The organism is Tautonia marina (assembly GCF_009177065.1).
Classification (GTDB): Bacteria; Planctomycetota; Planctomycetia; order Isosphaerales; family Isosphaeraceae; genus Tautonia; species Tautonia marina.
The window spans coordinates 273,013-295,993 of record NZ_WEZF01000001.1; the positions used below are offsets into that span (position 1 = coordinate 273,013).

Annotated in this window: 17 protein-coding genes; 6 read left to right on the plus strand and 11 right to left on the minus strand. The window is 65.0% G+C overall.

Annotation, left to right across the window (positions count from 1 at the left end; genetic code table 11):
* Positions 1-111 precede the first annotated feature (111 nt).
* The gene (locus GA615_RS01075; RefSeq protein WP_152049407.1) at positions 112-3,636 is read left to right on the plus strand and encodes an efflux RND transporter permease subunit; all 3,525 of its coding nucleotides are present in this window, start codon (positions 112-114) and stop codon (positions 3,634-3,636) included.
* 72 nt (positions 3,637-3,708) lie between these two features.
* Here GA615_RS01075 and GA615_RS01080 read toward each other — a convergent pair whose 3' ends face one another.
* From GA615_RS01080 to GA615_RS01090, 3 genes are all read right to left on the minus strand, one after another.
* Positions 3,709-4,431 (minus strand): hypothetical protein, encoded by a 723-nt coding sequence (locus GA615_RS01080; protein WP_152049408.1) that lies wholly within the window; start codon positions 4,429-4,431, stop codon positions 3,709-3,711.
* A 166-nt stretch (positions 4,432-4,597) separates the two neighbouring features.
* Positions 4,598-5,410, minus strand: a complete 813-nt coding sequence (locus tag GA615_RS01085) for a rhomboid family intramembrane serine protease (protein WP_152049409.1) — start codon at positions 5,408-5,410, stop codon at positions 4,598-4,600.
* Between the two features lie 148 nt (positions 5,411-5,558).
* Entirely contained in the window at positions 5,559-6,938 is a 1,380-nt protein-coding gene (locus GA615_RS01090; protein WP_201750071.1) for a DUF1501 domain-containing protein, read from the minus strand.
* 383 nt (positions 6,939-7,321) lie between these two features.
* Here GA615_RS01090 and GA615_RS01095 point away from each other — a divergent pair, with 383 nt between their 5' ends.
* Entirely contained in the window at positions 7,322-8,521 is a 1,200-nt protein-coding gene (locus tag GA615_RS01095) for a sialidase family protein (protein ID WP_152049410.1), read from the plus strand.
* A 13-nt stretch (positions 8,522-8,534) separates the two neighbouring features.
* Here GA615_RS01095 and GA615_RS01100 read toward each other — a convergent pair whose 3' ends face one another.
* The 4 genes from GA615_RS01100 to GA615_RS01115 form a co-directional block, all read right to left on the minus strand.
* Positions 8,535-9,764 (minus strand): carboxylate-amine ligase, encoded by a 1,230-nt coding sequence (locus GA615_RS01100; protein ID WP_152049411.1) that lies wholly within the window; start codon positions 9,762-9,764, stop codon positions 8,535-8,537.
* Positions 9,761-11,245, minus strand: a complete 1,485-nt coding sequence (locus tag GA615_RS01105; protein ID WP_152049412.1) for a RimK family protein — start codon at positions 11,243-11,245, stop codon at positions 9,761-9,763. Before GA615_RS01105 ends, GA615_RS01100 begins: the two co-directional genes overlap by 4 nt.
* A gap of 36 nt (positions 11,246-11,281) precedes the next feature.
* Entirely contained in the window at positions 11,282-11,995 is a 714-nt protein-coding gene (locus tag GA615_RS01110; protein WP_152049413.1) for a C39 family peptidase, read from the minus strand.
* 335 nt (positions 11,996-12,330) lie between these two features.
* Entirely contained in the window at positions 12,331-13,092 is a 762-nt protein-coding gene (locus tag GA615_RS01115; RefSeq protein WP_152049414.1) for a hypothetical protein, read from the minus strand.
* A gap of 681 nt (positions 13,093-13,773) precedes the next feature.
* On the opposite strand from GA615_RS01115, the gene GA615_RS01120 reads away from it, so the two are divergent.
* Positions 13,774-13,953 (plus strand): hypothetical protein, encoded by a 180-nt coding sequence (locus GA615_RS01120; protein WP_152049415.1) that lies wholly within the window; start codon positions 13,774-13,776, stop codon positions 13,951-13,953.
* 264 nt (positions 13,954-14,217) lie between these two features.
* Here the strand turns inward: GA615_RS01120 and GA615_RS01125 are convergent, their stop codons facing one another.
* Complete coding sequence (locus GA615_RS01125; RefSeq protein ID WP_152049416.1) at positions 14,218-15,837, minus strand: RNA polymerase sigma factor; 1,620 nt, start codon at positions 15,835-15,837, stop codon at positions 14,218-14,220.
* Positions 15,838-15,955: 118 nt separating this feature from the next.
* Positions 15,956-17,071 (minus strand): tRNA dihydrouridine synthase DusB, encoded by a 1,116-nt coding sequence (dusB, locus tag GA615_RS01130; protein ID WP_235904966.1) that lies wholly within the window; start codon positions 17,069-17,071, stop codon positions 15,956-15,958.
* A 445-nt stretch (positions 17,072-17,516) separates the two neighbouring features.
* Here dusB and GA615_RS01135 point away from each other — a divergent pair, with 445 nt between their 5' ends.
* The gene (locus GA615_RS01135; RefSeq protein ID WP_152049417.1) at positions 17,517-18,725 is read left to right on the plus strand and encodes a class I SAM-dependent methyltransferase; all 1,209 of its coding nucleotides are present in this window, start codon (positions 17,517-17,519) and stop codon (positions 18,723-18,725) included.
* A 14-nt stretch (positions 18,726-18,739) separates the two neighbouring features.
* Here GA615_RS01135 and GA615_RS01140 read toward each other — a convergent pair whose 3' ends face one another.
* Positions 18,740-20,032 carry a hypothetical protein gene (locus GA615_RS01140; protein ID WP_201750072.1) on the minus strand — a complete coding sequence of 431 codons (1,293 nt, stop codon included), beginning with the start codon at positions 20,030-20,032 and terminating at the stop codon, positions 18,740-18,742.
* A 292-nt stretch (positions 20,033-20,324) separates the two neighbouring features.
* Here GA615_RS01140 and GA615_RS01145 point away from each other — a divergent pair, with 292 nt between their 5' ends.
* Together GA615_RS01145 and GA615_RS01150 are read left to right on the plus strand one after the other, a co-directional pair.
* On the plus strand, positions 20,325-21,224 hold the full coding sequence (locus GA615_RS01145; protein WP_152049418.1) for a DUF6263 family protein: 900 nt from the start codon (positions 20,325-20,327) through the stop codon (positions 21,222-21,224).
* Between the two features lie 132 nt (positions 21,225-21,356).
* Positions 21,357-22,409: a ligase-associated DNA damage response exonuclease gene (locus tag GA615_RS01150; RefSeq protein WP_152049419.1), complete on the plus strand. Its 1,053-nt coding sequence runs from the start codon at positions 21,357-21,359 to the stop codon at positions 22,407-22,409.
* 10 nt (positions 22,410-22,419) lie between these two features.
* Here the strand turns inward: GA615_RS01150 and GA615_RS01155 are convergent, their stop codons facing one another.
* Positions 22,420-22,956 (minus strand): hypothetical protein, encoded by a 537-nt coding sequence (locus GA615_RS01155; protein ID WP_152049420.1) that lies wholly within the window; start codon positions 22,954-22,956, stop codon positions 22,420-22,422.
* Positions 22,957-22,981 lie beyond the last annotated feature (25 nt).

The following is a 22,981-nucleotide window of genomic DNA, read 5'->3' on the forward strand; positions in this document are numbered from 1 at the left end:
CTCCGAATCGCCTCGCTGCCGGATGGACACCGTTCCCGCCCCGTTTTTCTCCGCATCACGCCGACCCCCAAGCCCGCTCGATCGACCGAACTGGAGGAGCAACGTCGACCCATGAAACCCAACGAGCTGATCGAGCAGGGCGGGGCCGATCTGGTCGCCGCCTGCGTCAAGAACAAGGTGAAGGTGACGGTTGGCGTCTTGCTTGTCGCCCTCTTCGGCGGCATCGCCCTGGTCACGATGCCGACGCAGTTGACGCCCGAGGTCCAGGTTCCGACGATCAGCGTCGAAACCCGATGGCCCGGCGCGAGTCCTCAGGAAATTGAGCGGCAGATTGTCCAGGAGCAGGAAGATCAGCTCAAGAGCGTCGAGGGCGTGACGAAGATGTCCTCGGAGTCGTCCACCTCGCTGGGGACGATTACCCTGGAATTCCCGGTCGGCACGAACATGGCCGAGGCCTTGCTGAAGGTCAACACCCGCCTGCAACAGGTGCCGACGTACCCGATCGACGCCGACGAGCCGGTGGTGAGTACCGCCAGCCTCTCCGACCGGCCGATCGCCTGGTTCATTCTGGGCCAGGTGCCCCCCAGCAATGAAGAAATCCTCGCCTTTTCCGAGGAACACCCGGAACTGGCCGAGGCGCTCGCTCCGGCCCTGAAGACGGCTCACATCGGCCTGAAGCTCCGGCGCTTGCGGTTCGCGGCCGAAGAACATCCCGAGATCAAGGAACTCCTGCCGGAGGAGATCGACGTCCCGACCCTCCGCCGGTTCGCCGAAGACGTGATCGAGGCCCGGTTCGAACGGGTGCCGGGCGTTTCGAACTCCAACGTCAACGGTGGGCGAACCATCGAGATGCAGGTGGTGGTCGATCCCGAGCGGCTCGCCGCGCGCGAACTGACGATCGTGGACGTACGCGACGCCCTGCGGCGGCAGAATGTCGATACCTCCGGCGGCGACTTCTGGGAAGGCAAACGACGCTACGTCGTCCGGACCCTCGGGCAGTTCCGGAGCCCGGAGCAGGTCGAGGCGGTCATCATCGCCCGACGGGATGACCGGCCCGTTTACGTCCGAGACGTGGCCGACGTCCAGATCGGCTATCGCAAGCCCGAGGGCATGGTCCGGCGCTACGGCACCTCGGTGATCGCCATCAACGCCCAGCGTGAGACGGGTGCCAACGTACTCGACGTCATGGCGGGCCTTCGCGAAGCGACGGAAGAGCTGAACGAAGGCCCGCTCCGATCGCGTGGCCTCGAACTGATGCAGGTTTACGACGAAACTGAATACATTTATTCAGCGATTGGATTAGTTCAGTCGAATATCGTCGTCGGCGGTTTGTTGACGGTGGCCGTTCTGCTTGTGTTCCTGCGCAGTGGGCGCTCGACCCTCGTGATCGGTCTGGCAATTCCGACCTCGATCATCGGCACTTTTCTGATCCTCAATCTTCTGGGCCGCTCGCTCAACGTCATCAGTCTTGCCGGTCTGGCGTTCGCTGTCGGCATGCTGGTCGATAACGCGGTGGTGGTGCTTGAGAATATTTATCAGCACTACCAGCGAGGGGATCGGGTCTTCGTGGCTGCGGTTCGAGGGACTCGGGAGGTCTGGGGGGCGGTCTTGTCATCGACCCTGACCACGCTGGCTGTCTTCTTGCCGGTGGTCTTCGTGCAGGAAGAAGCTGGCCAGTTGTTCCGCGATATTGCCCTGGCCATTAGCGCGGCGGTCGGCCTGTCGTTGATCGTCTCGATCACGGTCATTCCCACGGCCGCGGCGGCGATCATGCGCGATCGGCCCCGCTCGAGCCTGGCGGCGAAGGTCGCGGGAACGCACCAGAACGGCGGCCCCGGCAGCAACGGTCATCCCCGACCGGCGGCTCGGCCCCAGCTCGCCGATCGGATCAAGCAGGTGGTGACCTGGCCCCTTCGCCGGCTCGTGATCGCCCCGCTCGACGCCTTTGGCAGGGCGTTCGTGGCGACGGTGGTCGGCCTGAACCTCTGGCTCCAGCGCGGGGTGATCCGACGGCTCGCCACGGTGGGGATCCTTGTGGGCGGCGCGATCATCCTGAGCTGGGTCCTGATGCCGAGGGTCGAATACCTCCCTTCGGGCAACCGGAACCTCGTCGCCGGGATCTTGCTCCCTCCGCCGGGTTACAACCTTGACCAACTGGTCGAGATGGGCGAGGAGATCCAGGAGTCGCTCCGGCCCTATTGGGATGTCGAGCCGGGCAGCCCCGAGGCCGAGGCGCTGGACTATCCCGTCATCAGCGACTTCTTCTTCGTCGCCCGAGGGCGACAGATTTTCATGGGCGTTCGCTCGGCCGATCCGCTCCGGGCCGGCGAGCTGGTCCCCTTGCTCCGAGGGGTGTCCAAGGATATCCCCGGCATCGTCCTCGTGGCCAAGCAGTCGAGCCTGTTCGAGCAAGGCCTGACCGCCGGGCGAACCATCGACATCGAAATTGTCGGGCCGGAACTGGAGAAGCTCGTTGCCCTCGGTGGTCGAGTGATTGGCCAGGTCAACCAGTTGATCCCGAATGTCCAGGCCCGGCCGGTTCCCAGCCTCGATCTGTCGAGCCCCGAGGTTCACATCATTCCCAAGTGGGAACAGGCCGCCGACCTGGGGGTCAATGCCGCCGACCTCGGCTACACCGTCGATGCCCTCGTTGATGGTGCCTATGCCACCGATTACTACGAGGAAGGCGACAAGATCGACCTGACGCTGATCGGCAAGGAACAGTTCGCGGCGCGAACCCAGGACCTGCGATCACTGGCCATTGCCACGCCGACCGGGCAGCTCGTTCCGCTGACGGCCGTGGCCGACATCAACCTGAACTCCGGCCCCGAGCAGGTGAACCGCCGCGAACGTCAGCGGGCCATCACCATCGAGGTCACTCCCCCGGCCGAGATGGCCCTGGAAGAGGCCATGTTGCTGATCCAGTCGGAGATCGTGAAGCCTCTGGAAGACTCTGGAGAGCTCGACGGCCTGACCCGGATCAACCTGTCCGGCACGGCCGACAAGCTGCAGCAGACCTGGAAATCCTTGCAGTTCAATATCTTCCTGGCGCTGGTTATCACCTATCTTCTGATGGCGGCCCTTTTCGAGTCGTGGCTCTATCCCCTGGTGATCATCCTCAGTGTTCCGCTCGGTGCGGTCGGTGGTTTGGCGGGCTTGAGCCTGCTTAATCTGTTCATTCTGCAACCGCTCGACGTGTTGACGATGCTTGGGTTCGTCATCCTCATCGGCACGGTGGTCAATAACCCGATCCTGATTGTCCACCAGGCGCTCAATCTGATCCGGGAGGAGGGGATGCCCTACTCCGAGGCGATCGCCGAGAGCGTGCGGGGCCGCATCCGGCCAATCTTCATGACCACGACGACCACGGTCCTCGGCCTGATGCCCCTGGTCCTCTTTCCGGGAGCGGGCAGCGAATTGTACCGAGGGCTCGGCAGCGTCGTGCTTGGCGGCCTGATCGCCTCGACGATGTTCACCATCATCCTCGTGCCGACGCTGTTCAGCCTGGCCTTGCAGACCCGAGACGCCCTGGCTCGTCTGTTCGGCTATCGCACGGTCGCCGAGGCCGAACGGATCGACCAGATCGAAGCCGAACCGCAACCGCACGAGAAGCCGCAGCCGGTGTCCGTCGGCTGATTGCAAGGTGATGGCCTGGAAGTCGAGGAATTCCCCACCCCACTCCCCGCACGTCGAGGGGGGCGGTGGGGGTTATCGAATGACAAGGTCATCCGGACATCGACACAGGAAACACGATCGCTTGGGAATCTGCCGGGGAGGGACGACCTTGACCTGGTGGTCCAGGCCGATCCGGTCGATGAGCCAGGAGTGGTCGTACGTCGCTTGATCGAACGGGCTGCGCGTCATGACCTCCCGGGCGATGAACCGGCTCGCAGGCTTGCCAATCCGAATCAAGGGGTAGTGCTCCCGGCCGAACACGGAATCGCACGCGGCGACGGCGTGGATGCAGTCGCTGATCAACAGGTTTGCCGGCGTGCTGATCGCCCGATACTGGGCCTCGCCGCTTTCGAGAATTTGCTTGACACGGAGCGAGCGCTCATAGACGTTCCGATTGATGAGAAACGGCCCCCAGGCGGTGATCCGCTGGTTTGACCCTCGAACTGTGGCGATGGTTTCGTACAGATCGAGGTTGATTCCGGGCTCGGGTCTTGGGTTCCAGACCTTCACATCAAGTGTGGCGGGGAGCCAACTGATGGTGTGATGTTGAATTTGCCAGCCGGCCGGGTCTGGTCCTTCCCCCTCGGCGCGGACGAAGGTCGCCCAGGTGTGCGTATACCGCAGCAGCTTGGGGCGAGACTGAGAGCCGAAGATCAGCACATAAAACTGTTCGTCGGCGTCGGCCTGGCTGGCCCCTCCGCAGAGCAGGAGAGCCAGAAGTACGCACGAACCCCGCACTCCGTTGCGCAATCGCATCGTTCCGGGCCTCCGTGCCGGTCGTTCCGCATCCTCTCGAATCCAGTAACTTATTCGGCCTGGGGGGATACGTACGCGCTGCCAAACAGCAAGCGGCTTCACGATCGCGGGCGGGAGAATCGATCGTGCGGGTTGTGATGCCGCGATGAGGCAACAGGCCGGTCACTTAGCGAGGAGGATACCCGGATCGAGTTTGACGCGAGGCCCAGCCGAGTTGCAGCGGCACCTCGCCCCCCCGCTCGGCCCGACTGCGGAAGGCCAGGCCGAAGAAGATGCCTGCCGCCGCCCCTCCCACATGCGCCGCATAGGCCACGCCGCCGCCCTGGCCTGAGGTCGAGAGGTCGCCGATGCCCAGGGCCAGTTGCATCACAATCCAGAGGCCGATGACCAGCGAGGCCGGCATCGTGGTGATGACCCGTCCCAGCAGGACTCGCACGCGATTCTGCGGAAACCAGACGAGGTACATCCCCATCACTCCCGAGATCGCCCCCGAGGCTCCGAGGCTCGGGATCATCGAATCCGGCCCGATCGCCACGTGCGAGAGGCTCGCCACCAGGCCGCACGCCAGATAGACCAGCACATACCGAACGTGGCCGAGCGATTCCTCGACGTTGTCGCCGAAGATCCAGAGATACAGCATGTTGCCGCCCAGGTGGGCCAGCCCGCCGTGCATGAAGATCGACGAGAACAGGGTCAGCCAGACCGGAAACGGCACCGCCCCTTGCGGCAAGACCTCCTCGCGCTCGACGATCCGGACGTTGCCGAAGGCGTCGGGCACCTCAACCTCGACGGCCAGCGTGACCGGCTCGGTCAGATCGACATTCCGGGTGATCTCGTACGGTGTGGCCGCGTAAGAAATGGTGAACTGCTCCGGCAGGCTCGCCTGGAGCACGAACACGAGGATGTTCGCGGCGATCAACGCATAATTGACCCAGGGAGTGATCCGGGTCGGGTGCATGTCACCCAGCGGCATGACCATCGGGCCGGTCCTTCTCGCACGATGTGCAGCAAAGGGGCGGCCTCGACCATCGACGCCAGCCACCGCGCCGATTGTGACGACCACGGGCACCGCGCACAAGTCGGCGGGGTGCCCGTGGAATTGCCGAGGGTCGGCTCTTCGAATCAGATCAGATCAGCTCGTGAATCGGCTCGGGGTCGTCGAGTACCGACACCGGGCGGTCGAGCTGATCGAGGACCTGCAAGTGGGGGTCGATTCCGAGAACGTGATAGATCGTCGCGTGCAGGTTCGACGGCGTAATCGGGCGATCGTGCGGGAACTGGCCGAGCCGGTCGGTCGAGCCGACGAGCTGCCCGCCCTTCACGCCGCCGCCGCCGAGCAGGCAAAACATGGCGTTGCCCCAGTGGTCTCGGCCCGGGGTGCCCATGCTGCCGGGAGGCCCGCCGTTGCCGCCGTCGTTCATCTTCGGCGTCCGGCTGAACTCTCCACAGAGCATGACCAGGGTCGAGTCGAGCAAGCCGCGCTGGTGTAGGTCGTCAAAGAGCGACGAGACGAGCGAGTCGACCATCGGCAGGTAGCGGTTCATCCCCGCTTCGAGATCCCAGTGGTGGTCCCAGCCGCCCAGGTGAACGGTGACGAATGTCACACCGGACTCGACCAGCCGCCGGGCGAGCAGGGTGCTCTGCCCCCAAGAGTGGCGGCCGTAGCGGTCGCGGAGCCTCGGGTCTTCCTTGCTGATGTCGAACGCCTCGCGAGCGGCCGGGCCGGTCACGAAGTCAAACGCCTGCTCGGTGAACTGATCAACCGAGGTATCGACCGGCAGGGCATCGCGCTGCCGCAGGGCGTCGTCGAGCCGCTGCCGCAGGGCGCGACGATCTTCGAGGCGATCAATGCTCATCCCGGCCTTCAAGGTCAGGTCGCCGACGGTGTAGTTCGCCGCGTTCGGGTCGCCGCCCGGCTGGTATGGGTCGTACTGCATGCCGAGCAGGTTGCCCCCGAAGTACCCCGGATTCAGGCCGACACTGCTGGCAATGGGAACCGACGCATACGCAGGCATCCCCGGCTTGCGGGGGCCGACCTCCCGCGCCACGATCGAGCCGAGCGACGGGAACTTCGGCGTCGTGTTCGCCCCCGAGACGCCCATCTCCTTGGTCGTCAGGATGCGATGCGCCCCGGCAAAGTGGTCGCCGGTGTCGTGATGGAGCGACCGAACGATTGAGAACTTATCGGTGTGCTGGGCCTGCATCGGGAACAGCTCGGTGACCTCGAACCCGGGAACGACCGTTGGGATCGGCTTCCAGATCCCCCGGTACTGCTCGGGGGCCTCCGGCTTCATGTCGTACATGTCCATGTGACCCGGCCCGCCGTCAAGCCAGATCAAGATGACCGAGGTGTCCTTCTTCAGCAGCCCTCGCTGGGCCGAAGCCTCTCTCGCCGCCAGTAAGCCCGGCAACCCGACACTGGCCATCCCGGCCACGCCCAGTTGCAGGAAGCTCCGCCGGCTCACGCGATCGCAGTACGATCCCGCCGATCCGAGGTCGATGCGCACGGTGCCGCCCTCCTTGAACCGCTCCGAGACGACTTCGACCGCCGGGGCACCTTCGACCCAGCCTTGGCGATCACTCCCGGATTCCGCGGTCCTCGAACCTTGTGTTCCGATCTCACCGGCGAGACGCGTTGCCTCGGTTCCTCCCGGCTTCGACCCTTATCTTGATCGCACCTCTCGAAAAAATTCAACACTCATCCGACCCTTCTTCAAAAAAACGACATGAGGCGAGTCGGACACGAACCATCACGCGACGGCGAGCGATCGGCGCCGCCTTGACCCTTCGACCGAGGCCGGTCAAGGTATTGCCTCAGCAAAGCGTTTGCCCGATCGAGGATGGCGAGCGTGTTTTCGCCGCGGTTGGAAGACGATTCGGGAGCGCCGTGATGCGAACCAGCAACTGCAACCGTCGGGCAAACCTTCAAGGGCCAGGGCTGCCGATGGCCCTGCTGATCGCGGTCTGGCTCGGCTCGCCATCCCAGGCGGACGACGAGAAGCATGCGGCCACCGCGCCGAGCGTTCTCGAACATGTCGTCGTTTACCGAGAGCCGGGACGCTTCGCCGGCTGGCCGGCCAATCACGGCATCTGGTCGTGGGGCGATGAGGTGCTCGTCGGCTTCAGTCGGGGATACTACAAAGACCTGGGCGATCGCCACCACATCGACCGCGAGAAGCCCGAGGACTACCTGCTCGCCCGGAGCCTCGACGGCGGCAAAACCTGGGCGGTCGAGGTTCCCCAGCCTCCCGGAGCGCTCGTCGGCACTTCCGGGATGAGGCACGGCGTCATGCCTCCCGGCGTGCCCGACGAAACATTGATCGACCTGGCTGAGCCGATCGACTTCACCCACCCCGACTTTGCCATGACGCTCCGCATGGCCGACGCCAACGGCGGCGTCTCGCGATGGTATTACTCCTACGATCGCGGCCGAACGTGGCGAGGGCCGCATCCGTTACCCCTGTTCGGTCAGCCGGGGGTGATGGCCCGTACCGATTACGTCGTCAACGGCCCCCGCGATTGCCACATCTTCGCCACCGCCTCGAAGCAGTCGAACGGCCGAGAGGGCCGCCCCTTTTGTGCCCGGACACGAGACGGCGGCCTGACCTGGGAATTCCTTTCCTTCATCGGTCCCGAGCCCGATGACGGCTACGCCATCATGCCCGGCACCGTTCGCGTCGGCCCGACCGACCTGGTGACAACCATCCGCCGGCGCGATTCGGAGCGAAGCTGGATCGACGCCTACGCCTCACACGACGACGGCCGCTCATGGACCTTCCTCGGCGAGCCCGAACCCAGTCTCGGTGCCGGGAACCCGCCGAGCCTCGTCCGATTGCCCGACGGCCGACTCGCCCTCATCACCGCCCATCGTGCCGAGCCGTACAGCATCCGAGCCCGTCTGAGCCAGGACAACGGCCGGACCTGGTCCGACCTCATCACCCTCCGCGACGACGGGGGCGGCACCGACATCGGCTATGTCCGCTCGGTCGTCCGCCCCGACGGCACGATCCTCTCGGTCTACTACTATCACGACCGAACCGGCCCCGACCGCTACCTCGCCGGCACGATCTGGGACCCGGGAAAACCGTGAGCCTCGTCTTCGATCAACGAAAGAGCCGGTCGTCGAGGAGGCATCGGCCAAGGGTGTCATAGGTCCTGACGATCGCCGAACGGTCGGGCTCGGGACCGACGGCTTCGAGGATGCGCCGGGCGAGCGGGCCGCGATCGAGGAGCAGTTCCAGCGGCTCCTCTGCTTCGGAGATCAAGCCCGTCGTGGTTCGGAGCGAAGCGAAGAGCCGTCGCCAGAGCCCTCCGGCGTCGATCGCCACGTCGAGTCCAAAGCAATCACGATACGCGGGATCGTCAATCCGGGCTCGCTCGCCGTTGCGGAGACAATCAAGGAAGATCGGTTCCAGCACCTCGACGGGAATTGATCGTTGCGTCTCGGTTGAGGACCAGCGTTCCTCGACCAGTCCCCGCACCGCTTCGACCACAAGCGACGCGATGGCCAGGTCGGCCCTTGGGCATTCCTGCACGTCGAGCAGGCGAATCTCGATTGCCGAGCGGTCGAACCGGGCGATCGCGCCTCGGGCGTTGAGCCACTCGTGGCGGAGGATGCCTTCGGGATCGAGCGGGGCAATGGCGGCGTACATCGGTTCGAAGATCAGGCGATTGTACTCGGCCCGCGAGAAGGCCGGCTCGGGAATCACACGGCAGGTCACTTCGGGAACCCGTCGGCAATTGTGCCGGTAGAATTCCAGACGCGTGTCGAGCAGGCCGCTGATGCGCCCTTCGACGATCGGCGAGCTGGCGGCCAGGGCCGGGAGGATCGGCAGGATCAGGCGGATCGCCGCGTGAAGCCGGGCGAACTCCTCATCGCCACAGAACGGCAAATTGATGTGCATGCTCTGCAAATTCGACCAGCCGTGCCCCCGGCAGTCAAAGATGCGGTCGAACGTCCGATAGATCGGGCCGAAGTCGTGCGGCCAGAGTTTCGCCTCGGTGTTCGGGTCCATCAAGGGGTGCATTGCCGTGGGCAAGAGGCAGGCACCCATCGGCGCGAGGATCGCATCCATGCGGCCGAGATGCTCCTGGAATTGCCCGGCGAGGCCCGACAGCGACGCCACCGGCTCGGTCGTCTTCAGCTCGACGACGTGCGCGGCCAGTTCGTTCGACCAGGAGATCGGGCCGAGGTCCACCTCCGATTCGGGTTCGCCCGAGGGGCTGACACTGGCCAGCAGACGATCGGCGATCGGCCGGACGGCGAGCGTTTCCCGATCGACAATCATGTATTCCAGTTCGATCCCGAATCGCTCGAACAGATGAAAGCTCATGGTCGGGAATTCCCCCCGCCGTAGCCGGCCTTGCGGCGCTCGATTCGGCGAAGGAAGACATCGGCCAGACGACGATACAGGTCGTCGCGGAGGACCGCGTCCTCGACTCCCGCCTCAATGTTCGGGTTGTCGTTGACCTCGATGACCGTGAACTGATCGCCCGATTGCTTCACGTCCACGCCGTAAAGTCCGTCGCCGATCAGCTCGGCGGCTCGGGTTGCCAGGCGAACGGCCTTGCGTGGGGCCAGTTCCACCGGCACGGTTTCAAACTTGCCGTAGGAACTCTTGCCCGAGGCATCGCGCTTGATAATCTGCCAATGCTTTCGCGCCATGAAATACTTGCACGCGAATAAGGGTTGGCCATCGAGAATGCCAATGCGCCAGTCGAACGTCGTGGGCAGATACTCCTGCGCGACCACAAGATCGGATTCTTTCCAGAACCTTGCCAGCTCGTCGCGCAGGGCTTCAGGCGTTTCGACCTTGATGACCCCTCGCGAGAACGAGCTGTCCGGCTGTTTCAGGACGCAGGGGAGGCCGATTTGTTCGAGCACCTCGTCCACGTTCTCCTCGTGGGCGACCAGCGTTTTCGGGGCCGGGATGTTGTGGTGCTTGAGCAGTTCGGCGAGATAGACTTTGTTCGAGCAGCGGACGATCGACTCGGGATCGTCGATCACCACCAGTCCTTCGCCGGCGGCGCGTCGGGCGAAGCGGTAGGTGTGGTGGTTCGGCGCGGTCGTCTCACGGATGAACAGGGCGTCGAACTCGGCGATCCTGCCGTAATCTTCGGGGCCGATGACCTCAACGGCCAGGCCCACCGCCTCGGCCGCTCGGGTCAATCGCTGCAGCGCCTTCTCATCGGAGGGGGGCTCGGCCTCTTTCGGATTCCGGAGAATCGCCAGGTCGTAGCGCGAGGCCGCCCGGCGGCGGATCGACCCCCTTCGGCCGGCGAAAAACTCGCGGGCCGCCTCGGCGACGAACGGCCAGTGCGGCTCGGGAACCTCCCGAGCCCCGATCGCCGCCACGCTCCGAAGCTGCCAGCGGTCGTCGATCTTCTTGAACTGGGCCCGCAGCATGGGGGCTCGAAAGGAATCGAACAGGTGGCGGCTCAGTGTGTCGTACCGCTTGGCCAGGTTGCGGCCGAAGTAGACGCTCAGGGTGAACGCGTCAGACTGCAACGGATGCAAGTCTTTTTGAATGCGGTCGTCAAGATCTTCCCCCAGCAACCGAACCATCGCGGGGGATTTCATATCCTGAATCGTTGTGATCGAGGGCAAGGGCCGATGCCCCCGCGCCTCGGCCAGGAGCGAGACATAATACCCGGCACTTTGATAGCGATACGATTTGCACAGATTAAACAGCCTGGCGTTACGGAGCCCGGCGAATCGATCGCCGGTCAGGTACGACCAGGCATCGACGACCTCGACCTCGGGCAGCTCGGAGGGCCAGTCCGTGGTGTTGTCGGTTACGATGAGCGTCGGCACGAGGCGGGTCCTTCCACTCGCGGAAATCAGGGCCGATCAGCGGCCGGCGCGCCGGGGCCGGACGATGAGCAGGTTGGCGTCGTATGTCACGATCCCGAGCATAATGGCCGAGAGCACCCGGTCCATCCCTTGCACGTAATAATGGTCGGCTGCCAGCGGGTTGGGCCAGAGCGGGTCGGCCAGCATGACGTCTCGCGTCTTATGGTCATATCCGCAAAGAACGACGAAGTGCCCGGCCGGTTCGCCTCGGATGTCGTCGTGGTCCGACTTCGGGCCGAACTCGCGGGGCATCCGGTACAGGTACGTCGCCGAGAGGCCGGTGAGGATCGGCACCTGGCGTTCCAGATAGTGCCGGATCAAGGCCCCGTTCAGGTCGCGCATCCGGATGCGTCCGCCAAGGCGAAGGAACTCCAGATAGGCCCCGGTGGCAATCCGCAGCTTTGCGTTCTCCTTGATCGCCGCCTGGGCCTTCAGTTTCTCGGCCAGGTGGGGAGCTTCGGGTGTGAACCAGGTGGGGTCGAAGGTGCGCAGGTCGTAGGTGTAGAGCGTCGCCTCATAACCCCGCTTCAGCGCATGATTGCCGAGCAGGACAGCCAGAGTCCCCCCGCCTTCGAGCTGCGGAATTTCCCGGATGACCTGCTCCAGGGGAATCTCGTCGCCGAAGTAGCTGTAGACGGCATCAAGGCACGTCGGCCCGCACGTTACGTCGTCGGGCTGCGGCTGGATCTCAAACGTCAGGCGCGTTTCCACCGCTCGAAGTCCTCGACCGGCAATCGGTCAGGGCGGCTCGCTCGGCCAACATCCGGGCGACTGGCGACCCTGGTCCTTCTCCCTTTCGATTGTACGGTGCCGACGCCAAAAAGAAGCGCGCTGAGTCCCGACGATTCGAGCCTCTCGGTCATTTCCTCCCTCCGGCGGCCGATCGGGGGAAGAAAACCGTGTCGAGGCAGGCGATCAGACGTCGACCGGCACTCGCAGCCGGGGTGCCATCGAGCGCCGGGCGTCGTTCGACGGCAGCACTTGGAAGGCTCCAACGGATCAAGGCCGATCCGTGCCAGGCCTTGATCCTGATGGTTCCGGCCGGGTCAGTCGGTCGCCGGCTTTCCCGGATCGGACAACGCCCTGGCTGCGCCGAGGGCCACCATCACCCCGGTCAGGGCGTGGGCGACGATTCGAGCACGCGGGTCCTCAGCGATTGGCCACGTGGTCCTGGCGTCCTGAACGAGCAGCGGGCTACCCAGTTCGTAGAGCAGCGCGGCCAGCAGGCCGCCGACCGCCCCTCCCAGGATGGTCCGACCCAGCTCGTCGGGATCCCCCTGACCAATGCCGAAGGCCAGGCCCCCGACACCTCCCAGCACTCCCCAGAGGATGGACCGGGTACTCAGCCGCGCGAGCAGTTGCGGAGCATGCGGGTCGATGTTGTTCACAACCAGGGTAAACAGGCCGAACGCTCCCAGTCCGCAAAGAACGGCTCCCACGATCCCGCCGATCCCCGCCCCGAGCCCCGCCGTCGGAATCGAGCCGCCACTGGAGGCACCGGCCAGGCCGAGCAACAGCCCGAGCAACGCTCCCTGCACGGCGTAGGTCAGGGTCGCGTCGAGCACCAAACCGCGCCGTTCCTCGACCGTTCTCCGCTCGCCGTCGTCCGGATCAAGCGAGGGGTCCGCCGCGGCCCCGGGCTTCTCGACCGGAGCGAAGAGGCCAACCAAGGCCTCGCCCGCGGTCCCGCTCAGACTGGCGGCGACAATGCCGGCCACCAGGGCGGCGAGGGTCGGCGGTACGCCCCGGCGTTTCGGTGCTGAAACAGGATTAGAGGCGAAATCGGAACCGAACTCGGCGTGGTCCATCGTGGTCGTCTCCGCGGTGCCGATCGTTCGTAAGCCGGCATCCGCATGGGTCGTGTCGTGTCGCGTCGCATCGCATCACAACTGAACTTCGAGGAACGCCGAGGCCCGACGCGATCCGATCCGGGGCAGCCCCCTCGAAACACGACTCGACACACGCTCCCCGCCTTGGCATGGCATTGGGCCGTGATCGGTTGCCAACGCTCCGATGCAACCGGGAATCCGCCGGCACCACCTTTTCCGGTGGCCGATCCGACCCGATTGGTGGCAGGCTCGCCCTCATTTCTCGGCCCAAACCACGGCATGATACCAAAACGCTCGAAACCATTCTTCATCCGAGCGGAGAGGGCCGGGGTCCACGTCACTCGCACCATGAGCCGCGACCTCCGCGACGGAGGGGCACTCCACGGAACTCATCCAGTCCCGTGAACAGTCTTTTGAGCAATAGTTCGTGATGCCATGCGTTTTATGGGCTGGGATTCTGGCGGTGATGCCTTGCTGGCCCCGAAGTCGGGATTCATGATCGAATGGAGCGCGGCCTCATGACGCGACACGCGGGGCGTCGATCACCTGTGATCGGCCCCCGGAAGGCGCTCGCCGTTCCGTTCCGTTTGGTGCGATTCCAAGGGACCTTCTTGTGGCAGAAGCGCGGAGCAACACCGATCGTCGGGCCGGCAACGTTCGGTGTTGCTCCGCGGCCTCTGCTGGGGGCTGCCGATCGTCGTGATTCTCGGCCTCGCCGGCGCCTGGTGGGCCTCGGCCCGTCGCGGCACGATCGAGCTGGACCGGGCGAATCGCGAGCTGGCCACCGGTCAATTTGAAGCGGCCCGAACTCTCGCACGCCGACGCCCGCGCCGGGCTTGATCGATCCCGAGCCCTTCCTGAGCCTGCGAACCCCGAGCCCGGCCGATCCTTGGCCAATCTGATCCTCGAAGACTCATCTGCTGATGCACCCCTCTCGGTCGCCTCATCCCTCGCGGTCAAGCCGAAGAGCGCGAGGTCCTTGACACCGAACCGGCGACGGATGTTCTCCATCTCGGATGTCAACCGATCGAGGACCGCTTGCCGGGTCATGCCGCCTGCTCCGCCCGATGGCGGGGTATTTGGGGCTCACGATGATCCTGGCATTCAATCAGAGTTGTCCTCGCCTTGCACTCCCTCGGGTTTCTCTCCGCCCCGGATTGCTCGGAGTTCGTCGAGGATGGCGTCGAGCTTCCGTTCGAGGGATTCGATGCGTTGATCCGGGGTCGGCCCTGCGGTCGGCCGCTGCTCGAAAGGATTGCGTTGATCCGGCGTCAGTTCAAAAGGACTGCGTTGATCCGGGGTCGGGATGAATGGATCAGAGCTACGGGCCTCGCCTTCTCGGGCGCGGTCCAGTTCGAAGGGAGAAGACTCAGGGCCGATGATCCGCTCCTCGACGATCTCGACTTCGGTCGGTTCGGGACCGATGATCCGCTCCTCGACCACCTCGGGCGGGTTCTTGAGGGCTGTGACGAGGCGGCGAATCTGTTCGAGCCGCGTGCGGACCTCGTCATGCACTTCCGCCGTATGGCGGATGACCATCTTGCTAGTTGAGGGAAGCGGGATGAGCACTCCATCGGGAAGCGTGTCCCCGGGGGGGACCTCCTCACCCGGAAAACGCGTGATGGTCCATGAGTCGGGCGCAACCGAAGAGGTCAGGAGTTCAATGAGTGGTTCGAAGTCGGCAGAACGTGTGATTTGTGTAAGACGTGGACCGGGTCCCTCCTGGTGGTATCCACGCACCAGATGGTTGAAGGCAATGAGGTCGGGCACCGAATAGGTTCTTGTGACCATCCTCCCCTCATCCGCAATCCCTCCCGTCACCGTGGCGGGCGAGGGCTCCGGCTTCGACTGCGCCGAAATCGACGCCCCCGCCGCGAAGACCCCCGCCGACATCAGCCCGACCACCAATACGCGATGAATCATGCTCGACTCCTTCACCAGTGTCACCGCCGCGGCGATCGCCCCGGCCGGGACCGTCCCGACCAGGCCGATCGCTCCCCCGTGCGTCGCGGACACCGCGTTCTGGACCGTCGCATGGAGCAACGACCCTCGAATCGCTTCCGAGCCGGATCGCATGAGTAACCCAGGGCCGATCAGCACGCCCGACGACGGGGCCAGCCCTCGCCGGTCGAGCCGCGATCGGAGCCGTTCCCGGCCCCTCGCCAATCGGCTCCGGATCGTCCCCACCGGCCAGCCGAGCCGATCGGCCGCCTGGTCGTGGGTGAGCCCTTCGACCAGGCAGAGCACGATCGCCAGGCGTTGCGCCTCGGGCAACCGGGCGATCTCCTCGTGCAAGGCGGCCCCAAGGTCATCGGGAACGCCCGGCTCGAAAGAGGAGGGCATCAAGGCGGCGGCCTTCGCGTCGATCCGACGGCGTCGGGCCTGATCGTTCCTCATCCGAGTGGCGACCCGGACCGTCACCGCGTGCAGCCACGGGCCGATCGAATCCCGGACCCAGAGCGACCGCGCCCGCTTCGCCAGGGTGACGAACACGGTTTGAAACGCATCGTCGGCCAGGTCGCGATCACTCACGATCGACCGCGCCACCCGCTGCACCATTGGCCCATGCCGCTCGACCAGGATTTCGAACGCCCGTTCCGCCCTCGTTCCCTCGCGGGTGACGAACCGCTCCAGCAACTGCCCGTCCGACATCCCCAGCCCCGAACCACCCCCGAACAGGGTGCCAAGATGCCGGAGACTCGCCTCGTTCATCGCTCTGGGCACGGCTCGTGATCCTTCCTTTGACTCGGAGTGTCCACGAGGTAATGCCGGGCCACGCACCGATCAATCCGATTTTTTTTCCGGATTGATCCAGGAGCCAATCAATAGCAGAACCAATCCCTCACCACTTGTCGATCGGCCCCTTTGGCGTCGGCACGCGGGGCTCGAATTGCGAGGGCAGGGGGGTGCTCGGCCCGGCGGCGCGGATCTGGGAGACGACCGTGTCGAACACGGCGACGCTCGGCAGGTTGACGAGCTGCAGATACAGCTCCTTCGGCGGTCGGATCGCGTAGCTGTACCACTTCAACACCTTGCGGAACTGGAGGCAGGCCAGGTGCTCACCTCGCGTCTCAACCAGGCGGTGGAAGTGGCGGACCATCACATCAAGACGATCCTCGAACCCCGGCTCCGGCCCGGCGGTGCCGTGCTCGGCCCAGTGCAACAACTGACGGAACAGGAACGGATTCGAGAGCGACCCCCTGCCGATCGAGATGGCCGCACAGCCGGTCTCGCGGAACATCGCCTCGGCATCCACCAGGGTGCGAATATCACCATTTCCGATGATCGGCATGCGATCGACCGCCTCGACCACCCGGGCAATCCCCTCGCGATCGACCGACCCGCTGAACCCCTGCGCCCTCGTTCTTCCATGCACGATCACCGCCGCCACGCCGATCGACTCGAACAGCCTCGCCAGCTCCGGCGCGGTCGGGTTCTGCTGGTCCCACCCCAGCCGCATCTTCACCGTCACCGGCACCGGCGAATGCTCGACCACCGCACCGACCAGCCGCTTCGCCCCCTCGCTGTCGCACATCAAGGCCGAGCCGCCGCCGCACTTCACCACCTTGCGCACGGGGCAACCCATGTTGATGTCGATGATCGACGGCCCGAGGTCGCTCACGATCTTCGTCGCCTCGATCATCTCCCACGCCGTCGCCCCATAAATCTGGATCGACGCCGGCTGGTCCTCCCCGCAGGTCGCGGCCAGGTCGAACGCCTTGGCTCGCTTCTCGATTAGCGACCGTGCGTTCACCAGGTCGGTCGTCGCCAGGCCCAGGCCCCCCAGCTCGCGGACGGTCAGGCGATACGCCAAGGCCGTGTACCCGGCCAGCGGTGAGAGAAAAAAGCGGGTTGGGACCGTCACCGAGCCGATCGTCAGCGCCTCCTTCGCCCGCGCAGGGGGGGCCGGGAGCGGTCGGGAATGATCAGGTCGGGCACTCGGAGCAATCGCGGACACGATGGCGGGCCTCCTCCATCGAGATCGAGCGGCTGGGGGTCAGATTGGCGCAAGATTCGTTATTCTAGTCGAATCGAGCCCGATGTGTCAGACCCGGTTCGTGCATCGCAGGCCGATTGCAGCATCGTAGAGGTGGCCTTTAGGGTAGTACCGCTTCCATTCGAAAAGGATGCGTTGCCCTTGCCCTGGGTGGCCCCGGTTGCTCGCCAACCGGGGCGGCGCAGCCGCGAGAGAGGCTTCGGGAGGCCGCACCGAGACCTCGTGTCGCTCCGCGACCCCGGTTGCTCGCCAACCGGGGCCACCCGGGAAACACCCACTTGTTGCAGGTGGAAGATCGAGTCAGGTGCGTCGAATCCTCGAAGACGCACCGGTCGATGCGAGGGAACTTACAATCGTCCTGCTGCGAATCAAACGCTCGCACGTATTTCTTTTTTTGGATCCTTTCATGACCCCCCTCGACGCCGAAGCCTTCCTCATCACGTCCGACGACGGCCGCACCCTGCTTGCCGAGGTTGAGGCGACCCCTCGTCCCGGCCCCTCCGCACTGGCCCGATGGCGCAAGACGGTCCCGGCCGAGATCGTCTCGGCCGCCCTCCGCCTGGCCGAGGCCCGCCGCAAAGGGCGAGCCAAGTTCGATCGCGCCGACCGCATGTGGCTCGACCCCGTCGGCGTCGAACAGGCGACCGCCGAGCCCGTCGCCCGCCACAAGGCCGAGCGGTTCCGCGGCACTCCCCTCGTCGTCGATCTCTGCTGCGGGATCGGCGGCGATGCCATCGCCCTGGCTTCCGTGACCGATCGGGTGATCGGTGTCGATCGTGATGAGGGCATGGCCCGCCGCGCGGCCTGGAATGCCACCGTCTACGAGGTCGACGACCGCCTCTCCACCGTCGTCGCCGATGCCATGCAGTTCCCGATTCCCGACGGTGCCCGCCTTCATGTCGATCCCGACCGCCGCGTCGAAGGCTCCCGACGCGCCGCCCAGATGCTCAGCGATTACCACCCCGGCCCCCACGCCCTCCTTGACCTGACCGAACGCGCCCGGGGCGGTGCCATCAAGCTCGGCCCGGCCAGCGATTTCGACGCCCACTTTTATGGCGATCGTTACGAGGTCGAACTCATCAGCCTCGGCGGCGAGGCCCGCGAGGCGACCGCCTGGTTCGGCGACCTCGTCACCTGCCGACGCCGCGCCACCCGGCTCCCCGAAGGATGCACCTGGACCGACCGCGACGGCCCTCCCGGCGGTTTCGCCCCCGCCCGCTCGCTCGACGCATGGGCCTTCGACCCCGATCCCGCCCTCCTGCGCTCCGGCCTCGTTGAGTCGTTCGCCGAGGCCCACAACCTCGGCCGCATCAACGACGCCACCGACTTCCTCACCGGCCCCGATCGTGTCGATTCCCCGTTTCTCGCGGCCTTTGAGGTCCTCGACGAGTTCCCGATTGACGTCAAGGTCCTCCGTCGCGCCCTGCTCGAACGCAACGTCGGCACCCTCGAAATCAAGGTCCGCGGCCTGGAGATTCGACCCGAAACCCTCCGCGCCCAGCTTCGCCCCAAGGGGACCGAATTGGCCACGATCCTGCTCGTCGGAGGGGGCCGCGACGCCCCCTCCCGCGCGGTCCTTGCCCGACGAGCGCCGGCGATCGCCCGACCCGAGTGACGACTCGCCGCCGGTTACTCTGCCGGTGTGTTGCCGCCAGGAAAGTCGGGCTTGGTTGCTCGAAGAATTGCCAGAATCTCGCGGCGCAGCTCAGGCGTCAGGTGGTCGAACTCCGCATCCCGTTCCCGACCCGAGAGGATCGTGTCGAGCCGGTCGTACACGGTCTGTTTGGCGATCGTCGGCAGGGCGTCGAACGCCTCGGAGTAAATCAGGTAACTCAGTGGGTAACGAAACAGGCGGGTCTTCAGGTCGAAGTCACGCAGCGATCGTCCCTGGTCGTCCTTCGGGCCGAGACCGGCGAAGTGTTCGGTAAAGCCGGAGGTGCCGCCGATCGGTTCCGACAGCGGGGCCTCGTCCACAAACAGGAGGTAACGCACCAGGTCCTCGGCCGCCGACTCCACCCGGCGGACCGAACTGGGCGATCGGTGGTCGCTCGACCGGCCAAGCGCCTTGTTCATCGTCTGGTCGTAATGCGCGGCCATGCGCGTCTGGTAGCTGAGCGCGGTGATATGGTTCTGCGTCTGGGTCTGATGCTCCATCACCATTAACGCAACGACATCACTTGTTTCCGCCAGATAAGGCGAGGTGTTGAAACGGTCGGACAGCTCGGTCAGATTCGTCGCGTCGCGGCGGTCAAGCTCTTCCGGACGGTCCCGATCACGGACAAAGGCGTTCCCCATGTGCTCCTGATCGCCGAGGGTTCCGGTCACGTACCAGCCTCCCCAGCGCTCGGCGATCGGGCTGGTGTGGTCAGTCAGGAACGTCCCGGCGTTGTAAACCGGCTGGCCGTCGGGGCTCGGAAAAACCGATCGCACGAGATGCCCCGGCACTCCCTGGGTTCGAGGGGTCGCGTGGCAACTAAGGCAATCGTGCGTCCTCCGCTCGAATTCCGGCTGGCGCGTGCGGACCTGATCAAGCTGATAAAAAACCGCCCCTTGCTCCGGATCGACCGCCGTGATCTCCAGGATGTCACTTCCCGGAATCCAACCAATGTACACGTCATCGGAAAAGTAAATCGCTCGGGGTGTTCTCGGCGAGATCCGGCTCTGCTGAAAGCTCGTCTTGCTGAACACCAGGGTTTGCGAGGTCGGCGAAACCCCTAGCGCCTCCAGCACCGCCGGCAAGTACCCCCGCCTCGCATCGTACGACAACCGTGCCTCCCCCTCCTCCAGTTTCGCCTGCAACCGGGCAATCGGATCGTCCACCTTGGCCGTCAGATAATCAATCGGTGCCCGCTCGAAACCCATGTCCTGCGCCTCGGCCGTCCCCATCAGCAGGACCACGACCAAACCCCACGCACGCGACACCCACCCCGAAGTCATCCCATTGCCCGTTCCCATCGTCAGACCTCCACCGATCAATTCTTCCCAGTTCCACGACCTTCACTCTGATCGAGCATACCCAATCTGAAATGGGACTTCAATATCCGATTTTGTCGGAATTGCGTCTTGTGCTTGTCGCGGAGGGGTGGGGGTGGTCAAACTGGTCCCTTGGCCCGGTCGGAGCGTCCGGCACGCGAGGCGTCCGGCGGCCGGGGAGTGAAAGACCGTCTCGGGTGAACGAAAAACCGCCTGGAGACGGGACAACGGAGACGACCCGATGCCGCCGCGATCTCGAGTGTTGTTGCGATGGGTTCCGATGGTCTGCCTGCTGCTGACCGTCCCGGCGGGAGCCGCGGAAACCCTGCGCTGGAAGTTCGCCGAAGGGGACACGCACCATTACGAACTGAACCAGACGACCGTCACCACGGCGATGGTCCAGAATCAGGAAGTGAAGACAACGATTAACCAGACGGTGGACATGGCCTGGGAGGTGGACTCGGTCAATTCCGACGGGTCGGCGCGGGTGGCGCAGACGATTGAGCGGGTACGGGTGTCGCTCGATTCTCAGTTCGCCAGTTTCGAATACGACTCGCAAGACGAGGCGGCCGGCGAAGGTCCGGCGGCGATGCTCAAGCCGGTGATCGACGCCCTGGTCGGCTCTCGGGTCGTCCTGGTGATGACTCCTCGCGGCGAGGTCAACGACGTTGAAGTGCCCGACGAGATGATCGAGCGGCTCCGCAATGCCGGACCCGGTGCCCAGGCGCTGCAAAATCTCGCCTCGGCCGAGGGCATGAAGGGCCTGATTGGCCAGTCCACCTTGATCCTGCCCGAGGAGGGGGTCGAGCCCGGCACGACCTGGACCCGAGCGGTCGAGCTGCCCACCCCTCAGGGCACTCTCGCCCTGACCAATACCTACACCCTGGAGGCCGAGGATGATTCGGCCGCGACGATCGCCCTGTCCATGAACATCGATGAGTTCAAGGTGGCCCCCGATGCTCCCTTCGAAATGAAGGTCGAGGAGCAGAGTGGCACCGGCGCGTACACCTTCGACACCGCCGCCGGCCGTCTCAGCTCATCCGAGATCAAGCAAGGGCTTCGGGCGGTCATCAGCGTTCAGGACCAGGAGATCACCTCGATCACCGACTCCACCGCCACCTTCACCCGTACCGGCGACTGATCCGACCCAGCCGGCCTGGAAGATGACTTTCCGGGGTGGCTGGGCTCCGCACGGCAGCGGACCCCAGTCGCTCCGGAAAAGGTTCCCCGCCCAACGCTCCCCGAACGCGTCGAACCGGCTACAATCGTCGGCATGAACCCCTCCGACGCCGTCCTTCAGCTCACTCGATCCGGCCTGTATTGCCCTGCCGGCGACTTCTTCATCGACCCGTGGTCGCCCGTCGATCGAGCCGTGATCACCCATGCGCACGCCGATCATGCGCGCTGGGGATCGCAACGCTACCTCTCCTCTCGCGAAGGGGCCGGGGTGCTTCGCGTTCGGGTCGGCGATGAGCCGATCATCGACTCATTGGACTACGGGCAATCGACCGAGCTGAACGGCGTGCGCGTCTCACTCCACCCGGCGGGGCACATTCTCGGATCGAGCCAGGTGAGGGTCGAGCACAAGGGGCAGGTCTGGGTCGTCTCCGGCGACTACAAGGTCGGCCCCGATACGACGTGCTCGACGTTCGATCCTGTGCGCTGTCATGTCTTCATCACCGAATCAACGTTCGGGTTGCCCATCTACCGCTGGCCCGAACAGGCCGAGGTCTTTGAATCCATCAACGCCTGGTGGCGCAAAAACGCCGATGAGGGGAAAATCTCCCTGCTTTATGCCTATGCACTGGGGAAAGCCCAGCGGCTGCTCTCGGGCCTTGATCCCTCCATCGGCCCCATTTTCTGCCACGGCGCTGTCGAGAAGCTGAACGCCGCCTACCGGGCGGGGGATGTCCCTCTGCCGCCCACCCAGTACGCCGGCACCGCAACCAACCGTTCTGCCTGGGCTCGGGGGATCGTCGTCGCGCCCCCCTCGGCGCACGGGACTCCCTGGTCACGCAAGTTCAGCCCCTCGTCCTCGGCTTTCGCCTCCGGCTGGATGACCATCCGGGGGACGAGACGCCGACGCGCCGTCGATCGCGGCTTCGTCCTCTCCGACCACGCCGACTGGCCCGGCCTGCTCAGCGCCATCGACGCCACTGGCGCCGACACCGTCTGGGCCACTCACGGCTATTCCGCCGTCCTCGTCCGCTGGCTCCGTGAGCACGGCAAAGACGCCGAGATCGTCGCCACGCGGTTCGTCGGGGAAGGGGACATTGATGGGGATGATGAGGAAGGACCGGGTCGAGAATCGGTCGAACGCTCGTGAAAGCAACTCATCAAGACGGGCCAGGTGATCCGGACAGCGGTCGGTTCTCCTCGGATCGAGAATGAATCGATCTCGTGAGGGTGATCAGTCCGACCGCCGAGGCGAGGACGACCCCGATCACTCCGTGGCCGACTCGGAGAAATTGCTCGCGGTGTTTCGTGCGGTACACCGTCTCACACGCAGCGCAGGAGCAGTATTCAAAGCGAAGCGTTTGCGAGGCCAGGAAGGCGTCGTCATACGTTGCGTCGTGAAGTCTCGTCAACCATCGGCTCGTCAGGAGGTCGGGGGTGAGCGAGGCGTGGGGGCCTTCGAGTCCGGCACCGAGGCCCAGGCCAAGGTAGCCCCAGCCGGAAATCGCGGCCGCCGTCATGAACCGGCGTGCACTCTTGCGAAGCACAAACGCCCCGAGGATGGCCGCCGCGTAGAGCCCGAGCAGGAGCGTGAAGATCGGATCGAGCCAGCCCCCGGCCCCGGGACGCAACAACGCGACGACAATCCCGGTGAGCAGCACGAGCATCAGGAGCCTGGAGATGATGGAAGAACGCATCGTCATCGTCTCCGGGCGCCGCGCG